We start from the raw sequence: 19,032 nt of genomic DNA, 5'->3' as shown, positions 1-19,032 counted from the left end.
GCCGTTTCGGCCTGACCGGATAACGAGCGGCCGCGGCGGGATGTTCCAACACTACTCGTTGGAAGTCTCCCACGAGGTTCCGCGACACGTCACATCCTTTACACCACTTTAGTAACAGTAATTCACTACAGTAACAATATGTCCGATTCTCAGACCGCCAATTCCTCGCCCATGATCGTCGTGTTGACCACCGGCGGAACGATCGCCTCGAGCACCGATGCCGACGGAGTCGTGAGAAACGACACCGCCCTCGGCGCCCCGCAGTTACCCGAGCACCTTTCATCGCAGCTACCAGACGAATTACGCATCGAGGCCCGCGAGGTGCTCTCCAAGGACTCCTCACAGATGACCGACGACGACAGACTTCTCGTGTGTCGCGCGATCGCGGCCGCACTTGAGGACCCCCAGGTGACGGCGGTGGTCGTCACCCACGGAACGGACTCGCTCGCGGACATGGCCATGGCCGCAGATCTCTACCACCGTGACCCGCGCCCGGTCATCATCACCGGAGCCCAGCGTCCGGCGGACGATCCGGCCCCCGATGGGCCGGCGAACCTTTTCGACGCCTACCAGGTCGCTTTGTCGGAATCGGCGCGCGGAATCGGCGCACTCGTGGTCTTCGGGCGGGCAATCATGCAGGCGCGCGGGGTCGCCAAGTGGCACACGAGCGACGAACTCGGTTTCGCCCGGAACGCCCCCGAAGAAGGCGAGAGCGCCGCGAAGCGCCCGCTCACGCTAGCCCTTCCGGACGAGGGGACGACATGGCCACGCGTGGAGTGCGTATGGGCCGGCACAGGAGCGAGCGCGACCGCGCTATCGGCGCTGATCAACGACGGCATCTCGGCCTACGTCCTCGTCGCGATGGGAATGGGCAATCTCCCCTCGAAGGTTGCCGCTGTCGCCAAGGAACACGCCGAGATCCCCTGCGTGCTCACCTCAAGCGTCCCGCGAGGCGCGGTGCATCCCGTCTACGGAGGCCCCGGGGGCGGCGCCGAACTAGTGGACGCCGGAGCAATCGCCGGTGGGTGGCTCCGAGCGGGACAGGCACGGATAGCGCTCGCCGCGCTACTCGCCGACGACCCGGCCGCGACGCCCGCAACCCTGGCGCCGCGGTTCGCCGAGCTGATATAGGCGCCTTACTCTTCGATGGTCAACGCGGCCATCGGACATTTGGATACGGCCTTGCGCACGCGCGCCTGCCGCTCCTCGGGAACTTCCTCCACACGCAGCTGCACGAACTCGTCGTCATCTCCCAGTTCGAACACCTGTGGCGCGAGTCCAATGCATACCGCCTGACCCTCGCAACGATCCTCATCGACTCGAACCTTCATGACGCGCTCCCTTCTGTACGGACCCTCAACATTGGACATTGAAAGCCATATTGTCTAGACATCGTAACGCATATTGTCCAACGACTGTTGCCTACGACACAGATTGGGGTGCGACTATTCTTCGCCGTTCTCCCCGGACGGGTAGTCCCATGCCAGAGAATCGAGCGGGTCGGCCGGCTCGAGATCGGGGTCCTCGGCGCGCAGGCTCCGAGCCTTCCCCGGCCCGGTGGCCCGGGTCTCGAATCGGACGGAGACCCAGCCGTGCCCGGCGCCTTGAACCCATCCGTGGCCGAACTCCGGGTGGCGCACATCGTCGCCCGGTCGCCACCTGTCGCCCGCCCCCACGGGGGGATCGCCCTCCGCGGACTCCCCCGCGCCGGAGGCCCCCGAAGCGGCCGCCGCGTCCGGTGCTGCCGCGTCGCGGGGCGGGTCCATCGGTTCGGGGATGTCGGACGACTCGTCGTAACGGGCACCTCCGACGTCATGCCTTGGAAGTGCTATCGAGGCGGACTCGAACAGGCTGGGCTGGGCGACATCGGTGAGGCCGGAAAGCGAGACCCCGACGAGCCGCACGGCGCCGACCTCTCGTGGGTCGGGCGCCAACGCTCGTGCTACCGCGACGATGGTGTCGAGGTCCTCGGTCGCAGTGTTCATCGTCGACGAGCGGGAAATGTTCTGGAAGTCGGTGAGCTTGATCTTCACCGTGACCGTCCGCGCGAGCCGCCCGTCGCGCAGGAGTCGGCGATGCGCGGCTGCCGAGGCCTTGGCGATCGCCTCACCGATCTGCTCGGGCGCGCGCAGGTCTGTGGCTACGGTGAATTCGCTGGAGATCTGCTTGGCCACATCCGGTTCGTGCACGGGGCGCGGGTCCTTGCCGCGCGCCATCGCGAGCATTGCCCCGCCGAGCGCGTTGCCGAGCGCCCCGGTAGCGTCCGAGGCAGTCATCCGGGCGAGATCACCCACCGTCATGACGCCGTACAGCGATAATTTCTGGCCCGCGACGGGGCCTATCCCCCACAGGGAACGCACGGGAAGCGGGTAGATGATCTCCTCGTGCCTCGCCGCGGGCACGACGAACATCCCATCAGGCTTCGCCAGGTCGGACGCGATTTTGGCGTATTGTTTCCCCGCGCCCGCACCGACCGAGGCGGGCAGGCCGGTTTCCTCGCGCACCGCCTCGCGCAGGCGGGCGGCGAACTCGCGAACCTCGCCGACGGTGGCGCCGGCGAGCTCCGGGGGTTCGCCGTATCCCTCATCGATGGAGAGCTGCTCAAGCACTGGGAAAAATCGCCGGATAACTCCGAACACGCGCCGGCTGGCGGCCGAATAGATCTCGCGCCGCGGGGGAAGCACGACCGCCGATGCGCCGACGGCGCGGCGCGCCTGACCGATGGGCATGGCCGAGCGCGCGCCGAAACGCCGCGCCTCGTAGCTCGCTCCTGCCACTACCCCGCGGCCGCCGAGACCCCCGACGAGCACGGGTCGTCCGGCGAGCGTCGGGCGAGCGAGCTGTTCGCACGAGGCGAAGAACGCGTCCATATCCACGTGCAACACCCACCGTGCCTGACGCAGTTCGTCCGGCACGGTGGGTGGTGTGCGATCCATGGGCTTGCTAGGCCTTTCGCAGGCTCAGCCGAACACCCTCGGACAGGTCCGTGACCCCCTCGGCACCGCCTGGCAGCGAAGTGCCGACCTCGATCGAGGTAGCGAGAACCTCGCCCGCAATGAGGTCCGCGTGGGAGCGGGCCCACTCCAGGCAGTTCTCGGGCACTTCGAGAACGATCGCGATGCGGTCGGTGATCTCGAGCCCGGCGCCGCGGCGAGCTTCTTGGATCTCGCGGATCCGGTCGCGGGCCCAGCCCTCTGCCTCCTGGTCGGCGTCGACGCTGAGGTCCAGGGTGACGATGCCGCCGTCGGCGGTCAGCGGCTGAGTCGAATCCGGATCCTGGACCTGCATCCGCTGCTCGAACTCGCCAGGCAGGAGCTCGATGCCCCCGGCCCGGAGCTTCTCGCCGTCGAGCTCCCAGTCCCCCGACTTCAACGCCTTGATCGCCTGCTGTACCTGCTTGCCCAACCGCGGGCCCGCCACTCGGGCGTTGCACGTGAACTCGAAGCGGCCGTACGCGGCGACGTCGCCGGTGAGCTCGACCTCGCGCACGTTGATCTCGTCGGCGATGATCCCGGTGAAGGGCTCGAGTCGCTGCGCGCCCGGCATCGCGACCGTGAGCTTCTTCAGCGGCAGGCGCACGCGAAGGTGCTGTGCCTTGCGCACTGCGGACGCTGCCGAGACCACGCGGCGCACCGCGTCCATGGAGTCGACGAGCTCGTCGTCCGCGGGGAAGTCGGCGGCCTCCGGGAAGTCGGTGAGGTGCACCGACTCCTCGCCCGTCAGTCCCACCCAGATCGTCTCGGTGAGCATCGGCAGCAGCGGCGCGGACATTCGCATGAGCGTCTCGAGCACCGTGTACAGCGTGTCGAAGGCGTCGACAGAGTCCTGGCCGGACTCCTCGCCGGCCCAGAACCGTGCACGCGAACGCCGCACGTACCAGTTGGTGAGCGTCTCTGCGACGTCGCGGACGACCTCGCACGCCCCGGCGAGATCGGTGCGCTCGTACGCCGCGGAGATCTCCACGATCGCCCGGTTCATCGTCGACAAGATGTAGCGGTCGAGCACGTTCTGCGAATCCGTGCGCCACGTGGCCTTGCGCGAGGCGTAAAGCTGGAAGAACCCATAGGAATTCCACAGCGGCAGCATTGCCTGGCGGACCCCTTCGCGGATGCCCTGCTCGGTCACCGAGAGGTTTCCGCCACGCAGGATCGGAGAGGACAGCAGGAACCAGCGCATCGCGTCGGAGCCGTCTCGGTCGAACACCTCATTGACGTCGGGGTAGTTGCGCTTGGACTTGGACATTTTCTGCCCGTCGTCTCCGAGCACGATTCCGTGCGCGGCGACGGTCCGGAACGCCGGCCGGTCGAACAACGCGGTCGACAGCACGTGGAGGTTGTAGAACCAGCCACGCGTCTGACCGATGTACTCAACGATGAAATCGCCCGGATTGTGGGTATCGAACCAGTCCTTGTTCTCGAACGGGTAGTGAACCTGCGCAAACGGCATCGAACCCGACTCGAACCAGCAGTCGAGAACCTCGGGCACCCGGCGCATCATCGACTGCCCCGTCGGATCGTCCGGGTTCGGTCGCACGAGCTCGTCGATCGCGGGCCTGTGCAGATCGGCCGGGCGCGTACCGAAATCGCGTTCCAGCTCGTCGATCGAACCGTACACATCCGTGCGCGGGTACTCGGGGTTGTCCGAAACCCACACGGGGATCGGCGCACCCCAATAGCGATTGCGTGAGATATTCCAGTCGCGAGCGCCCTTGAGCCAGTTGCCGAATTGGCCGTCACGGATGTGCTCGGGCTCCCAGCGGATTTCCTGGTTGAGCTCGACCATGCGGTCACGGATCTTCGACACGTCGACGAACCAGGACGGCACCGCCATGTAGATCAGCGGCTGTCCCGAACGCCACGAGTGCGGGTAGGAGTGCTCGATCGTCTCGTGTCGGATGATCTTGCCCGCGGCACGCAGGTCACGCGAGATCTGCGGGTTCGCGTCGAAGATGAGCTGACCCTCGTACGGCGGCACCTCAGCTGTGAACTTCCCGTCGGGCCCCACCGGGATGACCAGTTCGATGCTGGCTGCCGAGCAGGTCTCCATGTCCTCTTCACCGAACGCCGGCGCCTGGTGCACGATGCCCGTACCGGATTCGGTGGTGACGTAATCGGCGAGAAGCACCCGGAAAGCGTTCTCGTGCCCGACGAAGAAGTCGAACGGCGGGTCGTATGTAAGCCCTTCGAGTTCGCTGCCCTTCAACGTCGCGAGAACCTCGGCGTCCGCGCCGAACTCCTTCTCGTACACGTTCACGCGCGCCTCTGCGAGGACGAACTTACGCCCTGCAAAGTCGCCCTCTGACGGGGCGAGAACGACGTAGTCGATGTCCGGGTGTACCGCGGCCGCGAGGTTGGATGGCAGCGTCCACGGCGTCGTCGTCCACACGAGTGCCTCGGCGCCGTCGAGCGCCGAGCCGAACTCCGCGCCGTGCAACGGGAGGGACACCGTCACCGCGGGGTCCTGGCGCATCTTGTAGGCGTCGTCGAGCCGGGATTCCTGGTTCGACAGCGGCGTCTGCTCGTACCACGAGTACGGCAGAACTCGGAAGCCCTGGTAGATCAGGCCTTTCCGATTGAGCTCGGCGAACGCCCACATGACCGATTCCATGAACGTGATGTCCAGGGTCTTGTAGTCGTTCTCGAAGTCGACCCAGCGGGCCTGCCGGGTGACGTAGTTTTCCCACTCGCCTGTGTACCGGAGGACCGAGGAACGGCAATAGTCGTTGAACTCCGCTATGCCCATGTCGGTGATCTGCGACTTGTCGGTGATCCCGAGCTGCCGCTCGGCCTCGAGCTCGGCGGGCAGGCCGTGGCAGTCCCAGCCGAACCGGCGATCTACGCGATATCCAGCCATCGTGCGGTAACGCGGGACGACATCCTTGACGTAGCCGGTGAGCAGGTGGCCATAGTGCGGGAGACCGTTGGCGAACGGAGGTCCGTCGTAGAAGACGTATTCCTCGGCGTCCTTACGGTTCTCCAGCGACTTCTGGAAGGTGTTCTCGGCGGCCCACTTTTCGAGGACGGTTCGCTCGACCGCGGGGAACGAGGGAGATTGAGCGCCGCTGCCGCCGGTCAGGTCGGCGAGCGGGTAGACGCTACCGGCGCCGGCCACGGATTCTTCAGACATATTCGGTACTCCTTGAAAACAATCGCCCCGTAGGGACTTCGACGTTGCTTTCGCGGGGACGAACACCTCCCGGTGCCGCGGTACCACCCCGCTTGGCCTTCTGCGCCCGGGAAATTCCCGGAGCGTCCGGCCCGCTCTGGCGAGCTATATCGGGCTCGTCCCGTCCGGTTCTACTGGGCACGACGCGCGTGCGGTTCTTCCGGATCGCTTCCCGGTGATGGCCGGATCGTCGCGAACACTTTCAATTCTCTTGCGAACTTGACGGTCTGCCGCCCAACAGCGCAAGCAACCGTGCATTCCGAGCTTACTACTGGCAACCCTTCGGAAGGAATTTGTATTCCCAGTACCGATGCCGCAGCACTACCGGTCGGGCCACGGCCTCACCGGTGCTCCCCCTCCATCTGGACCATGGCCGCCGTCGCCATTTCCGGGATGACGAGTATCGATATCGAGGCTTCGCCTCTTCAGGATCGTTCGCACCCAGTCGACGAAGAGGAGCACCACGCCGAGCACTCCGGCTATTATGCAGATCCACGCGAACGCGATCTGGCCCGTCGCCACAGCAATCACGAGCGCAGCGAATCCCGCCACGGTCAGCGCCAGCGCCGCGATCAACATGCGAAAACCCTTCCGATGACGTCGGAGTATCTGTCACGTCAAACCTACCGCAGACACCGAGGTGCGGAGCCCGTATTCGTCCCTGGCCTCGGCTTGCACACATCCGAAAAAGGCGAGAGCCCCCCGGCACGGAGCATGTGCTCCGTGCCGGGGGGGCTCTTTCGTGCCTAGGCCGCCTCGCGCCGGGGATTACTTGTCAGCGGAGTGGCTTCCACCCTGAGTTCCGGCGCCACCGTCCGTCTTGGTCGTGGTCGACGTCGACGTGGACGTGGACGTGGACGACGGCGTCGTCGAAGCAGCCGCACGGCCCGTGGCCGGGGCGTCTGCGGGCTCGGCCGAGCCGGTCTTGCCGAGCTCGGAGAGCTGGCTCTCCAGGTATGCCGTCAGGCGCGAACGGTATTGCTTCTCGAAGGTGCGGAGCTGATCGATCCGGCCCTCGAGGACACCGCGCTGCTGGTTGATCGTCGCCATGATCTCGGTGTGCTTGCGCTCGGCGTCGGCCTGCAGCGCATCGGCCTTGGATTGGGCGTCGCGGATCTGCGCCTCGGACTTGCCTTCTGCGTCCTTGACGATCGCCTCGGACTTGGCCTTGGCGTCGGAGAGCAGGCGGTCGGCCTCGGTCTTGGCGTCGCCGACGAGCTTGTCGGACTCCGAGCGGGCATCGCCCACGAGCTTGTCCGAATCGGTGCGCGCCTTGGTGACGAGCCCGTCCGACTCCTTCTTCGCCTCGCCGGTGAGGCGATCGGCCATCTCCTGCGCCATCGCGAGGACGCGAGCGGCACGGAGGTGGGTCTCCTGGTTGGCGAGTTCGCCTTCGCCCTCGCCGGCCTTGGCGGAGGCGAGGGACGGCGTTGCCCCAGCGGCGGCAGCAGCCGGCTTGGGCTCCGGCTTCGCGGCGGGAGCGGACTCCTGCGCTGCGGAGCCACCGCTCTTCTTCGCGGATTCGAGGTCGCTCGCGAGCTCGTCTGCGCGTGCACGCAGATCATCGTTCTCTTCTACGAGTCGGCCGAGCTCCTGCTCAACCAGATCGAGAAACTGATCGACCTCATCTTCGTTGTAACCGCGCTTCCCGATGGGAGGCTTGCTGAAGGCAACGTTGTGGACGTCAGCTGGAGTCAACGGCATGTGATTCCCCTTGCGCTTGTCGAGACAGCCCCGGCTCCGCCGGAGGGGGCTTTCCTTTCATGCCGCCCGAGCTTATAGAGCCGCTGCCCGGCTGCCCGGCACCTGAGAGGGACGGCTTCGCGTAAAACGAAGTCATCCGAGCCCTCTCCCGTTGCCGGAGCACCCAAGTCGCGTGGGCGGTAATTCCTTACACGTTCTTTTCTACCTTATCGGCGGCACAACTGATAACAATTCTTGACGCAAATATCGTTGCGTCACATGTTTTACCGGATTTTCTTCAACATTTTCGCGGCGCAGCGGCCAGATACCGCGCCGCGATCACATCACTGCCGGGAGGAGCCCCCGCAGAATGATCTGCTGCAAAACGATGATTCCGATGAACAGGACGATCACGGACAAGTCCAGTGCGACCGCGCCGAGGCGAACCGGAGGGATGAGCCTCCGGAGAGCCTTCACCGGCGGGTCGGTGATGGTGAACAGGATCTCGAAGATCACCGCCATCACCCCGCTGGGGCGCCAATCCCGCGAGAAGGACTGGATCATTTCGACGATGATGCGCGCGAGCAGCAGGAACCAGAAGATCTGGAGCACCCACCACAACAGCCAAAGTAGAGTTACCACAGTGCCCTAGTGTATCGATCCGTTGAGCAGTGCCGAGCAGTCGGTCGCCTGTCGGCCCCTAGCGACGAAACGCGCGGTTGGCTTCCTCACGGATCTCGGCCTCGGTCAGGTCGAGCCCTGCGGGCGCCATGAAGAACGTACGCTCGCGATCGGCTAGCTTGTGCATCTTGCCGTCGAGGGCGACGACGAGCCCGGCGGAGAAGTCCACCATGCGGCGGGCGTCCGCGTTGGACATCAGCGACAGGTCGAGAACGACCGGCTTGTCTTCGCGGAAGTGCACGCCGACGCTCTTGCCGTCGCCGTAGCCGCGGGGACGCTCGAGAACGGTCTCGGGCCGAACGACGAGCCCGTCGTCGTAGTCCTCGAACTCCTCGACCTCGGGCTTGAGCGCAACAGAGCCACGGACGGGGGCCATCGAGCGGGTGGTCGGCGCATCGAAGGCCGCCTCGTGCTGTGCGGCCGCGCGGTAGCGGCGGGGACGCTCGGCCATGACGTCGGCCTCTTCGCGCTCGAAACCGCCGGCGCGAATATCGTCTGCGTACTCGACGCCGTAGCGTTCGGCACGGTATCCGGAAGGGCGCGAGTGCGAGATTCCGCGCTCGTCCTCATGCAGTGCGTGGCGTGCGCCAGGGGCGTGGAATTCACCCGCCTCGTATTCGTCTTCGAAGTATTCCTCGCCCGCGGCAAGGGCGTCCGGGTTCATTCCGAAGAAGTCCTTGACCTTGTCAAGTGTGCTCATAGGAGTCCTCGATCGTCGTAGGGTTCTGGCTCGGAGTTGGCACGTGCACCGAGCACGAGACCCCTCCCCACATGTACTTACTGAGTCACAGTATTGGTCTCGGCCCCAAGATCGACGTTCCGACACGCACGCACGTTGAGCCCGCGGAAATTGCCGCTTCGAGGTCTCCGGACATGCCCGCGGAGAACTCCTTGGCCGCGGAGTGACACGTGCGCAGTTTCCCCCGAACCATGGCCGCATCCTCGAAATGGCGGGCGGGCTCGCCCTCGAGTGGTGGTACGACCATCAGGCCGCAGAGTTCCAGGCCCGGCAGTTCCGCAACCCGGTCGCAGATGCGGTGGAATTCGTCGCCGGAGACGCCGCCACGCCCCTCGTCTCCGTCGAGACTCAGTTGAACCAGGCAGCGAAGCGATTCGGCGCCGGATTCTTCGATCTCGCGGATGCGACCCCGGGAGAGCCCTTCGGCAACCTTGATCGAGTCGACCGAATGTACCTCGTCGGCCCACTTCGCGACCGCCCCGGTCTTCTTCGACTGGATATGCCCGATCATGTGCAGCCGCGGGCGCCCGGGGACGCCCTCTCCCGGAAGCAGCGCCTCTTCGGCACCGCCGCCGTCTGCGGCAAGTTCCTGCCATGCGAGCGCCTTCGACTGTGCTTCCTGTACCCGGTTCTCCCCCAGGTCCGGGGCGCCGATCTGCGCGAGGTGAACCTGGTCCGAGAAGGGATGGAACTTGGTGACGACGACCAGCCGCACCTCGTCCTGCCGCCCTGCGGACTCGCGGGCCTTGTCGATTTCGGCTCGCACGCCGTCATACCTCTCGCGGAGCTGAGCGCGGCGCGAACGTGCGGACGAGGCGGCGCCCGCCGCGGGGGAATCGGCCATGTGCTCAGCCCTGCCGGACGATGACGCTCGCGAGACGACCGGTGGTGCCCTCGCGGCGGTACGAGTACAACTCCGGGTCGGCGATGGTGCAGCGCGGGTCCGTGTCGACATCGGTGACGCCGAGGGAGGCGAGTTGACGGGTCAACCCCTTGCGCAGATCTACGCTCGGGGTGCCGCCCGTGGTGGTGCTACGGCTGCCCGGGAGAACCGACTCGGTGTCGGCGACCATCTGCTCGGGCAGTTCGTAGAAGTCCCCCGACGCCGCGGGGCCGAGGAGCACCGTGATGCGCTCCGGCTGGGCGCCGAGTGATTCCATCGCCGCGATGAGCGCGGGGACTATGCCATCGGAACTCCCCTTGCGACCGGCGTGCGCGGCGCCGATGACACCCGCGGTCTCATCCGCGGCGAGGACGGGGACGCAGTCCGCCGTCAATACCGAGAGCGCGAGGTTCGGCTGGTCGGTGACCACGGCATCGGTGCCGGGAATCGCACCGCCCGGCGCGGACTTGACGCGCACCACGCGCGTACCGTGCACCTGGTCCATCCACACGAAATCGCCCTCGTCGAGGCCCAGCTTCTCCGCCAGCCGGCGGCGGTTCGCTCGAACCGCCGCCGGCTCGTCCCCGACGTGCTCGCCGAGGTTGAACGAGTCGTATTTACCGGAGGACGCGCCACCCCGGCGCGTGGTGATGATTCTTCGTACCCGGGCGTTCATGCGTCCATCGTATCGAAGTCACGTGATCCGAAGACGCAAGAAGCAAAAGCGGGGTGGCGCGTCCGAATCGAACGCGCCACCCCGCTCTGCGGCACAGCACAAGACCACCGCGTCGACGCGGCGCGACTCGGCCTCGGGCGCTGCGCTCAGCTACCGAGACCGGGTGCGATTCAGTTCATCATGAACGGAGGGAGATCGATGTCGTCGTCATCGGTTCCGCTCCGCGACGGGCGCGGTTCGGGACGGTACTCGGGCCGCGGCTCCGGTTCGGGGCGACGGCTCTCGCCGAGCGCCGGCCCCGCACTCTGACGCTCCTCGCCCTCGGCGCGGTGCCGACCGGCGGGATCGGTGACGTGCTTGCGCGCGCCCCCCTCGAAACCCGCTGCGATGACGGTGACGCGGACCTCGTCGCCGAGTGCATCATCGATGACAGCACCGAAGATGATGTTCGCGTCCTCGTGCGCCTGCTCCTGGACGAGCTGAGCCGCCTCATTGGTCTCCATGAGCGACAGATCCGAGCCGCCGGCAACGGTGATGAGGACGCCCTTGGCGCCTTCCATCGTCGTCTCGAGCAGCGGGGAGTTGATCGCGTCGAGCGCGGCATTGCGGGCGCGCTGGTCGCCCGTGGCCGAACCGATGCCCATGAGCGCGCTGCCGGCGTTCGACATGACGCCCTTGATGTCGGCGAAGTCGGTGTTGATCGTGCCGGCCTCGGTGATGAGATTGGTGATGCCCTGGACACCATTGAGGAGAACCTCATCGGCGTTCTTGAACGCGTCGATCATCGACACCGAAGGATCCGACAGCTGCAGGAGACGGTCGTTCGGGATCACGATTAGCGTGTCGCACGCACCACGGAGCGCCTCGATGCCCTCTTCGGCCTGCTTGCTGCGGCGCTTGCCCTCGAAGGAGAACGGGCGGGTGACGACGCCGACGGTGAGCGCGCCTTGCTTGCGCGCGATCGAGGCGACCACGGGGGCGGCGCCGGTGCCGGTGCCGCCGCCCTCTCCGGCGGTGACGAACACCATGTCCGCGCCCTGGAGGACGTCGTCGATCTCGTCCTTGTGGTCCTCGGCGGCCTTTCGACCGATCTCCGGATCCGCGCCGGCGCCGAGACCGCGCGTGAGATCGCGGCCGACGTCGAGCTTGACGTCGGCGTCCGACAGCAGGAGAGCCTGCGCGTCGGTGTTGATCGCGATGAACTCGACGCCCTTGAGACCGTCTTCGATCATCCGGTTGACGGCATTGACGCCGCCGCCGCCGACACCGACGACCTTTATAACGGCGAGGTAGTTCTTGGGTTCAGTCATGTGGGGATGCGCCCTTCCCTCTTAAGTTGCGGGTGTGCATGTGTGCTGTGCGGTCCCTGTAGGCTCTACCCGATAAGCAGAAGTCTAAACCTCTACTAAAGGGTTAAACTTGCAGGTCAGCGCCTCAACCGACGGGCAGAACGTTATGAGACCCGAGGCCGATTTTCCATGAGGCGCGCCGGAATTTCGATGCCGTGTCGCAATGGGTTCGTGAGCACGCAGGCGCATACCCAGCGATTGTGACTCAGGTGGCGGAAGTGACCGAAAATACAGCTATTCGGAGGACACAGGCATTGCGGGGTTGGACACGTTCCACCGCGCACCCGGTCGATCCATTACCGCCGCGAACGAGGCGGCCTTCTCCGCAGATTTCTCCACCGAACCCCATTCGATGACCCGCCCGTCGGCGAGGGTGACCTCGTATCCCTGGGGCGAACGTGAGGACACCGACGTCGCGATCTGCTCCGCACCGGCGTTCGCCGTCGCCGAGCGCAGCGTCTCGGTGATCTCGACGATGTCCTGGACGGCCTGCGGCGCGAGCTCGAGGGAGACGTCGGAAAGCTCCGCACGAAGTAGCCCCTCGGGGACGTTCCCCGACTGGTCGTAGTCGACGCCCTCACGGTCGAAGATGTGCGGCGATCCGTCGATTTCGACAACGACGGCAGGTTCGCGCTCGATGATCTCGATGCGCAGCGTGGAGGGATAGTCGCGGACGACGCGCACCTCGGACACGTTCGGAATCACCGACACGCGTTGGGCCACGTTGCGGGAGTCCACCTGCAGGAGCGGGGTCCCGTTCGACACCGACGCCTGCTCGATGACCTCGGCCTGCTGCTCGTCGGGCACACCGGTGACCTCCACCGAGCGCACCGCGAGAACCGGGAGGAAGTACACGGCGAGATAACCGAGCACGGCGATGACGGCGACGATCGCCGCTGCCCCGGCGATCCGGTTGTTGCGGCGCTTCTTCCTCCGTACTTCGGCGCGCACCGCCGGGTCAGACAGTCGCACCCGCTGACTGGAGCTTCGCACCGCCGCCGCATCCGCCCGCGCCTGCGGGTCGTCCGGCAATGTGGGTTCGACGTCTCCGGGCCTACGGTCGCCTGCCGAGCCCCTACCGAGGTCACTCATCGCGCGGCCTTTCGGCGAGATCGGCCAGCAGGAGCGGGCCTACGGTCGTGATGTCACCGGCGCCGATCGTGAAACAGGTATCCCCCGAACGCAGGATCTCGAGCGCCTTCGCGCGAAGCTCATCGAGGTCGGCCGCGGTCGTCACCTCGACGCCCACGTGGCCGGCGACCAGCGCGGCGTCAACGCCCGGAACGGGCTGTTCGCGCGCGCCGTAGACCTCGTTGACTATTACGGAATCGGCAAGCGACAGCGCCTCGCCGAACTCGGCGGCGAACAACTTCGTCCGCGAGTACATGTGGGGCTGGAACAGCGCGACGAGCCGGCTGCGCTCCGGCCCCTCGGAATCGATGGCCCCGCGCGCCGCGGTGAGCACCGCGCGCACCTCGGTCGGGTGGTGGGCGTAGTCGTCGTAGACTCGGACTCCACCCGATTCGCCCTTGAATTCGAAACGACGGCCGACTCCCCCGAACCCGGCGAGCCCGGCCGCGAACGGCCCGGAGCGTGCGCCCACCTCGCGCGCCGACAGCAGCGCGGCGGTGGCGTTGAGCAGCATGTGCGTGCCCGCGATTCCCACGGACACGCGGTGCGCCCCGCCGTCCATATGCAGCGTGCCGCGGGTGGTGTTCCCGGCGATCTCGATCTCGGAGATCTCCGCCCCCACGCATTCCGCGAGATCGGCGGGCAGGGCGGACGCATCAGTCGTGTACCCGGAGACGCGGATCCCGGTAGCCTTCGCCCGGCGTGCGCGCTCGGCGGCTCCGACGTCATCCAGACATGCTACGAGGCACCCGCCGTCGGAGATTCGCGCGATAAAGGTGTCGAAGACGTCGAAATACTCGGCCTCGGAGGAGAAGTGGTCCATGTGATCGGGCTCGGCGTTGGTGAGGATGACGACGTCCGGCTGGTAGTCGACCAGAGAGCCGTCGGACTCGTCGGCCTCGGCGACGAAGATCGGGTCGGTGCCGCCGCGGGCGTTGGTGCCCAGTTCGAGCACCGTTCCACCGACGGCGAATGAAGGGTCGAGCCCAGCAGTGAGCATGCCGGACACGAGCATCGACGTGGTCGAGGTCTTGCCGTGGGTGCCGCAGACCATGATCGAGCGGCCCGAAGCGGCGAGTCGGCCGAGCACCTGCGAGCGTGTCAGAAGTTCGATGCCCCGCTCACGAGCGGCGGCGAGTTCCGGGTTATCTGCGGGAATCGCCTTCTTACTGATGACGACGGAGTCCGGCAGCGCCCCGGAGAGCCCGAGGTTCGCGGCGTCGTGGCCGATGGCGATATGGGCTCCCAGCTCGCGCAGTTCCGCTATCGTCGCGCCGTCACGCGCATCCGATCCGCTCACACGAACGCCTTGGCCGAGGAGGATGCGAGCGATGGCGCTCATGCCCGCGCCGCCGATGCCGATCAGGTGGACGGTGCGGAATTCGGGCTCGCTGCTGCTCATCTTCGGTGGTGCCTTCGGTGTCGAGTGGTGGACGGTTGTCTGTGGGCGCCGGCTAGTCGCGGGCATCCATGAGCGCCAGCGCTGTGCGGGCGACCTTGTCTGCGGCGCTCCGGGAATCCGAGCTCATCGCGGTCGCCGTCATCGCGCCGAGCGCGGTCTCGTCGGTAGCCAGCGGAATCACCGTATCGCGCAGGTAATCGGCGTCGAAGTCGGCATCGGCGACCTGGAGCGCGGCACCGGAGTCGACGAGGGACTTTGCATTGAGCGCTTGCTCACCGTTGCCGATGGGCAGCGGAACGAACACGGCCGGCAGCCCCGTGGCGCTGACCTCGGCGACCGTGATCGCGCCGGAACGGCAGACGACGAGGTCGGCGGCCGCGTAGGCGAAGTCCATCCGCTTGATGTACGGCACCTGCGCGTATCCCGCCGAGGTGTCGCCGGAAAGGTCCGCCAGTTCGAATTCCTTCCCCTCGCCCGTGGCGTGGATGACGCCGACCCCGGCGCGGCGAAGGTCGTCGGCGGCCCCCGCGAAGGCCGCGTTGAGTGTCGCCGCGCCCTGCGAACCGCCGAACACGAGTACCACCGGGCCCGACTCGCCCAGACCGAAGAAGCTCCGCGCGGCGGCGCGGAGGCCGGCGCGGTCGAGGCCCGTGATCGCATCGCGCACGGGATTGCCCACGACCTCGGCGCCGGTGAGTCCCGAGCCGGGTACCGCAGCCATCACCGCGTCGGCAACCCGCACGCCAAGCTTGTTTGCGAGCCCTGCGCTCGCGTTCGCCTCATGCACGACGATCGGGGGGCGTCGCCTGGTAAGCATCATCGCGAGATAGACCGGCACGCAGGCGTATCCGCCGAAACCGATGATCACTGAAGGCCTGGTCTTACGTAGGAGTGCGCGGGTCCCGGCGATCGCCTTGACAAGACGGTAAGGAAGCTTGAACAGGTCCATGTTGACCGTGCGCGGCAGCGGCACCGGGTCGACGAGCTCGAGGGTGAACCCGCGTTCGGGCACGATGCGGCTTTCCATCCCGCGCGGTGTGCCGACGGCGCGAACGTCGACGCTCGGTCGAAGCCGCCGCAACGCCTCACCCACCGCGAGGGCCGGTTCGATGTGCCCTGCGGTGCCTCCTCCGACGACCCATGCCGTCTCCGGTTTGTTCACCCGTTCCCCCTTGCCCGATATCCGCGCTGCCCGCCGCGCGGCGGCTGGTTGCCCTGTCGTTTGGGTTGCGCCTGTCTGGGCGCTGTGCTCGGCGCGCCGCCGTTGCGGGGCACGCTGCGCAGCTGGCCGCGCCGCTCGCCTGCCCTGGGCGCCTGCTGCGGCTGTTCTCTGCGCTGCGGCGCTCCGCGCATCGTTTCCTGACGCCGTTCGTGCTCCCGCGCAGGGCGAGAGGTGCGCCCCGTCATCGCGCGATTCATCTGTCCCTCACGAACGACCGGCACGGATTCGTAGCGTGCCCGCGGACTCTGCACCGGCTCGCCGTAACGCCGTCCCGAAGTGGACGACCGCCCCGGCTGCCCCGCTGGCTTCACCAGCGGTTCCGGAGTGTACGGCTGCGGCGCGGGAAGCGACCACCAGTGACGTTTGCCACCGACGCGGGACTGGTAATCGGAGATCGCCTCGGGCTCGTGGCGAGCACAGTTCGCCAGCAGGCCGAGCGACGCGAGCGTCACCACGGCCGACGAACCACCGTACGAGATGAGCGGGAGCTGGATACCCGTCACCGGCAGCAGGCCGACGACATAGCCGATATTGATGAATGCCTGCAGGGAGATCGTCGTGGCGACGGCACCGGCGACGAGTCGGCGGAACGGGTCGACCGATCGTGTCGCGATGCGCACGCCGACCATCGCCAGGCCGACGTAGAGGGCCACCACGAAGGTCGCACCGATCCAGCCCAGCTCCTCGCCGATGATCGCGAAGATGAAGTCGTTGGACGCCTCGGGCAGGTAATACCACTTCGCCGAGGACTGTCCCAGTCCCTGTCCGAAGATTCCGCCTTCCGCCAGCGACATCATCCCCTGATAGGTCTGATAGCCTGCGGCTCCGGTTTCTTCGAGGTTGCCCTTGAGGGTGTCGAAGTAAACCTGCACGCGAGACATCCGGTAAGCGAACATCGAGGCAAACACCACGAAGGCGATGGCGAGTAGCGACAGAAACGCCAGCAGCGGCTTCCATGGGAATCCCGCGAGGAAGATGAGCACGACGTAGGCGATGACGATCGCGGTAGCCATGCCCATATCCGGAGCGACGAGCACGAGTCCGCCGACGAGAATCGGCGCGATCGCGGCAGGCCAGAAGTAGTCGCGCAACGAAGCGGTGCGGATACGCGGCGCGAGCACACTCGCGACCCACAGGATCACGGCGAGTCGGCCGATCTCGGCCGGCTGGATCGCGAACCCGCCGAGCTGGATCCAGCCGCGCGAACCGTTGACCTCGCTACCGATGCCCGGGATGAGCACCGCCGCCAGCAAGACGAGCGCGACGATCAGGAAAGGCGTCACGAGCTTCTTCAGGGTGCTGAACCGGATCCTCAGCGCGCAGTAGAACGCCACGAGACCGACGGCGACAAGGATTCCCTGGCGGATCAGGTAGTAGTACGGGCTCGAGGTCTCTGCGAACGCCCGCACGCTCGATGAGGACTGCACCATGACCAGTCCGATGGCGACCAGGAGCATCGTGATGCCGAGGACGAGGTGGAAAGACGCCGTGGGGCCGCTGAAGCGGTTGACCAGCGCGCGCCAAGCGGCTTGTAGACCGCTTTCGGCGCCTGTGCCGTCGCCGCCCCGCGTGGGTTCGACCGCCGATTTCGTCATCGGTCTTCCTCGCCTTCAAGGGCCGCGACGGCAGCGACGAAGCTGTCCCCGCGATGCCCGTAATTGGTAAACATGTCCATCGACGCGGCGGCCGGCGCCAACAGCACTGTGTCGCCCGGCCGAGCGAGTTCGGCGGCGGTACGCACAGCGGAGTCCATCACGGACTGCGAGTCGCGCTCCGGTGCGGCTTCCGATGTGTCGTTATCGTCCCCCGAAGGGAGCTCAACTACGTGGACCTGCGGCGCGTGTCGGGACAACGCCGCCGCAATCTCAGCTCTGTCACGGCCGATGAGCACCACGCCGCGGAGTACGGGGGCGACCTCGGCGACGAGCTCGTCGACGCTGGCGCCCTTGAGCAGGCCGCCAGCGATCCACACGCGCATCCCCCCGGCGAGCAGCGAGGTGCGCGCGGCGTGGGGATTGGTGGCCTTCGAATCGTTGACGTAGGCGATCTCATCAATCGTGGCGACCTCCGCGGCGCGGTGCGCCGCCACCTCGAAGCCGTCCAGGGCGGCGGCGATGTCGCGGTGGGAGACGCCGACCGCTCGCGCCATGGCCGCCGCCGCGAGTGCGTCGGTCTGTCCGGCCGCGCCTGCGGGACGGACTCGGTCTGCCTCGTAGAAGGCCGAACCCTCGCCCGTGGGCCCGCCGACGTCGTCGGCGAATGCCCGATCGACGAGAGAGCCGTCGACGATTCCCAATTGCCCAGAGTTCGGCTTCGCGACCGTCACGGACACGCGTGTGGCCGCTGGGGCATCGGCGAGGAGGGCTGCGGCCGCCGCATCGTCGGCGCCCACGACCGCGACGTCCCCGGTGAGGACCTGCGCCTTGGCGGCCGTGTACGCGGCAAGGGAGCCGTGCCAGTCGAGGTGATCCTCGGCAATATTGAGCACCACGCCGACGTGGGGCCTGCATGACGGCGCCCAGTGCAGCTGAAAGGAACTGAGTTCGGCCGCCAGGTAGTCCACACGCGGATCGGCGAGGAGCGCATCGGGCACCGGAACCCCGATGTTCCCGCACGCCGACGCGGCCAGGCCGCCGCCGGTGAGCATGTCGGCGAGCATCGCCGTGGTCGTGGTCTTGCCGTTGGTTCCCGTCACAGCGAGCCAGGTGCGGGGCGCACCGAAGCAGCCTTCCTGGTCAGCAAGCCAGGATAGCTCGACGTCGCCCCACACTGGGATCCCTGCCGCAGCAGCAGCCAGAAGCAGCGGGGAATCCGGTCGCCATCCGGGAGAGGTGACGACGAGGTCTACCGCCCCCGAAGCGGCGACGAGCGTTTCGGCGGCGTCGACACTCACGGTCGTGATCAACTCGCGGGCGGAATCACCCTCGCTCAGGACGACGGTGTCGCGAAGCGCATCAAGCGCCTCGGGGCGCCCGTCGGCGACGGTGACCTGTCCGCCCAGCCGAAGGATGAGGCGGACGGCCCCGGGGCCGGAGACACCAGCGCCGGCGACGAGCACCTTTGATCCCAAAATCTCGGACGCGCGGTTGATAGCCATGTCT

16 protein-coding genes are annotated in these 19,032 nt (G+C 66.8%); 1 reads left to right on the top strand and 15 read right to left on the bottom strand.

What is annotated here, in order from left to right; genetic code table 11:
- Positions 1-138: 138 nt before the first annotated feature.
- Complete coding sequence (locus tag BJL86_RS06925; protein ID WP_067473116.1) at positions 139-1,131, top strand: asparaginase; 993 nt, start codon at positions 139-141, stop codon at positions 1,129-1,131.
- Between the two features lie 5 nt (positions 1,132-1,136).
- On the opposite strand, the gene BJL86_RS06920 is transcribed toward BJL86_RS06925, so the two are convergent.
- The 15 genes from BJL86_RS06920 to murD form a co-directional block, all read right to left on the bottom strand.
- Complete coding sequence (locus BJL86_RS06920; RefSeq protein ID WP_067473122.1) at positions 1,137-1,331, bottom strand: ferredoxin; 195 nt, start codon at positions 1,329-1,331, stop codon at positions 1,137-1,139.
- 114 nt (positions 1,332-1,445) lie between these two features.
- Positions 1,446-2,936, bottom strand: coding sequence for a DNA polymerase IV (locus tag BJL86_RS06915; protein WP_067473125.1), 1,491 nt, complete (start codon positions 2,934-2,936; stop codon positions 1,446-1,448).
- A 7-nt stretch (positions 2,937-2,943) separates the two neighbouring features.
- Positions 2,944-6,126, bottom strand: coding sequence for an isoleucine--tRNA ligase (ileS, locus tag BJL86_RS06910; protein ID WP_067473128.1), 3,183 nt, complete (start codon positions 6,124-6,126; stop codon positions 2,944-2,946).
- Between the two features lie 360 nt (positions 6,127-6,486).
- A complete protein-coding gene (locus BJL86_RS06905) occupies positions 6,487-6,744 on the bottom strand; it encodes a hypothetical protein (protein ID WP_067473131.1) in 258 nt (85 codons plus the stop codon).
- A 189-nt stretch (positions 6,745-6,933) separates the two neighbouring features.
- Complete coding sequence (gene wag31 / locus BJL86_RS06900; protein WP_067473135.1) at positions 6,934-7,869, bottom strand: DivIVA-like cell division protein Wag31; 936 nt, start codon at positions 7,867-7,869, stop codon at positions 6,934-6,936.
- Positions 7,870-8,187: 318 nt separating this feature from the next.
- Positions 8,188-8,490, bottom strand: coding sequence for a YggT family protein (locus BJL86_RS06895; protein ID WP_075844891.1), 303 nt, complete (start codon positions 8,488-8,490; stop codon positions 8,188-8,190).
- A gap of 58 nt (positions 8,491-8,548) precedes the next feature.
- Complete coding sequence (locus BJL86_RS06890; RefSeq protein ID WP_067473137.1) at positions 8,549-9,229, bottom strand: cell division protein SepF; 681 nt, start codon at positions 9,227-9,229, stop codon at positions 8,549-8,551.
- 85 nt (positions 9,230-9,314) lie between these two features.
- Positions 9,315-10,112: a YggS family pyridoxal phosphate enzyme gene (locus tag BJL86_RS06885; RefSeq protein WP_082908413.1), complete on the bottom strand. Its 798-nt coding sequence runs from the start codon at positions 10,110-10,112 to the stop codon at positions 9,315-9,317.
- A 4-nt stretch (positions 10,113-10,116) separates the two neighbouring features.
- Complete coding sequence (gene pgeF / locus BJL86_RS06880) at positions 10,117-10,827, bottom strand: peptidoglycan editing factor PgeF (RefSeq protein ID WP_075844890.1); 711 nt, start codon at positions 10,825-10,827, stop codon at positions 10,117-10,119.
- Between the two features lie 170 nt (positions 10,828-10,997).
- Positions 10,998-12,137, bottom strand: coding sequence for a cell division protein FtsZ (gene ftsZ, locus BJL86_RS06875; RefSeq protein ID WP_067473140.1), 1,140 nt, complete (start codon positions 12,135-12,137; stop codon positions 10,998-11,000).
- A 273-nt stretch (positions 12,138-12,410) separates the two neighbouring features.
- Entirely contained in the window at positions 12,411-13,268 is an 858-nt protein-coding gene (locus BJL86_RS06870; RefSeq protein WP_067473142.1) for a cell division protein FtsQ/DivIB, read from the bottom strand.
- Complete coding sequence (murC, locus tag BJL86_RS06865; RefSeq protein WP_067473145.1) at positions 13,261-14,709, bottom strand: UDP-N-acetylmuramate--L-alanine ligase; 1,449 nt, start codon at positions 14,707-14,709, stop codon at positions 13,261-13,263. Before murC ends, BJL86_RS06870 begins: the two co-directional genes overlap by 8 nt.
- A gap of 52 nt (positions 14,710-14,761) precedes the next feature.
- A complete protein-coding gene (gene murG / locus BJL86_RS06860) occupies positions 14,762-15,892 on the bottom strand; it encodes an undecaprenyldiphospho-muramoylpentapeptide beta-N-acetylglucosaminyltransferase (RefSeq protein WP_067473147.1) in 1,131 nt (376 codons plus the stop codon).
- Complete coding sequence (gene ftsW, locus BJL86_RS06855) at positions 15,868-17,526, bottom strand: putative lipid II flippase FtsW (protein ID WP_067473150.1); 1,659 nt, start codon at positions 17,524-17,526, stop codon at positions 15,868-15,870. Before ftsW ends, murG begins: the two co-directional genes overlap by 25 nt.
- Complete coding sequence (gene murD / locus BJL86_RS06850) at positions 17,523-19,028, bottom strand: UDP-N-acetylmuramoyl-L-alanine--D-glutamate ligase (RefSeq protein WP_067473154.1); 1,506 nt, start codon at positions 19,026-19,028, stop codon at positions 17,523-17,525. Before murD ends, ftsW begins: the two co-directional genes overlap by 4 nt.
- Positions 19,029-19,032: the final 4 nt, after the last annotated feature.

The organism is Dietzia timorensis (genome assembly GCF_001659785.1).
GTDB classification, from domain to species: domain Bacteria; phylum Actinomycetota; class Actinomycetes; order Mycobacteriales; family Mycobacteriaceae; genus Dietzia; species Dietzia timorensis.
The sequence above is the reverse complement of the archived record's forward strand: the minus strand, read 5'-3'. Positions and strand labels throughout refer to the sequence as shown.

Coding starts and splice junctions, on each gene's coding strand:
- wag31 (WP_067473135.1), bottom strand. CDS start 7,869: ATGCCGTTGACTCCAGCTGACGTCCACAACGTTGCCTTCAGCAAGCCT.
- BJL86_RS06870 (WP_067473142.1), bottom strand. CDS start 13,268: ATGAGTGACCTCGGTAGGGGCTCGGCAGGCGACCGTAGGCCCGGAGAC.
- BJL86_RS06925 (WP_067473116.1), top strand. CDS start 139: ATGTCCGATTCTCAGACCGCCAATTCCTCGCCCATGATCGTCGTGTTG.
- ileS (WP_067473128.1), bottom strand. CDS start 6,126: ATGTCTGAAGAATCCGTGGCCGGCGCCGGTAGCGTCTACCCGCTCGCC.
- BJL86_RS06885 (WP_082908413.1), bottom strand. CDS start 10,112: ATGGCCGATTCCCCCGCGGCGGGCGCCGCCTCGTCCGCACGTTCGCGC.
- ftsZ (WP_067473140.1), bottom strand. CDS start 12,137: ATGACTGAACCCAAGAACTACCTCGCCGTTATAAAGGTCGTCGGTGTC.
- ftsW (WP_067473150.1), bottom strand. CDS start 17,526: ATGACGAAATCGGCGGTCGAACCCACGCGGGGCGGCGACGGCACAGGC.
- BJL86_RS06905 (WP_067473131.1), bottom strand. CDS start 6,744: ATGTTGATCGCGGCGCTGGCGCTGACCGTGGCGGGATTCGCTGCGCTC.
- pgeF (WP_075844890.1), bottom strand. CDS start 10,827: ATGAACGCCCGGGTACGAAGAATCATCACCACGCGCCGGGGTGGCGCG.
- BJL86_RS06890 (WP_067473137.1), bottom strand. CDS start 9,229: ATGAGCACACTTGACAAGGTCAAGGACTTCTTCGGAATGAACCCGGAC.
- BJL86_RS06920 (WP_067473122.1), bottom strand. CDS start 1,331: ATGAAGGTTCGAGTCGATGAGGATCGTTGCGAGGGTCAGGCGGTATGC.
- murC (WP_067473145.1), bottom strand. CDS start 14,709: ATGAGCAGCAGCGAGCCCGAATTCCGCACCGTCCACCTGATCGGCATC.
- BJL86_RS06915 (WP_067473125.1), bottom strand. CDS start 2,936: ATGGATCGCACACCACCCACCGTGCCGGACGAACTGCGTCAGGCACGG.
- murD (WP_067473154.1), bottom strand. CDS start 19,028: ATGGCTATCAACCGCGCGTCCGAGATTTTGGGATCAAAGGTGCTCGTC.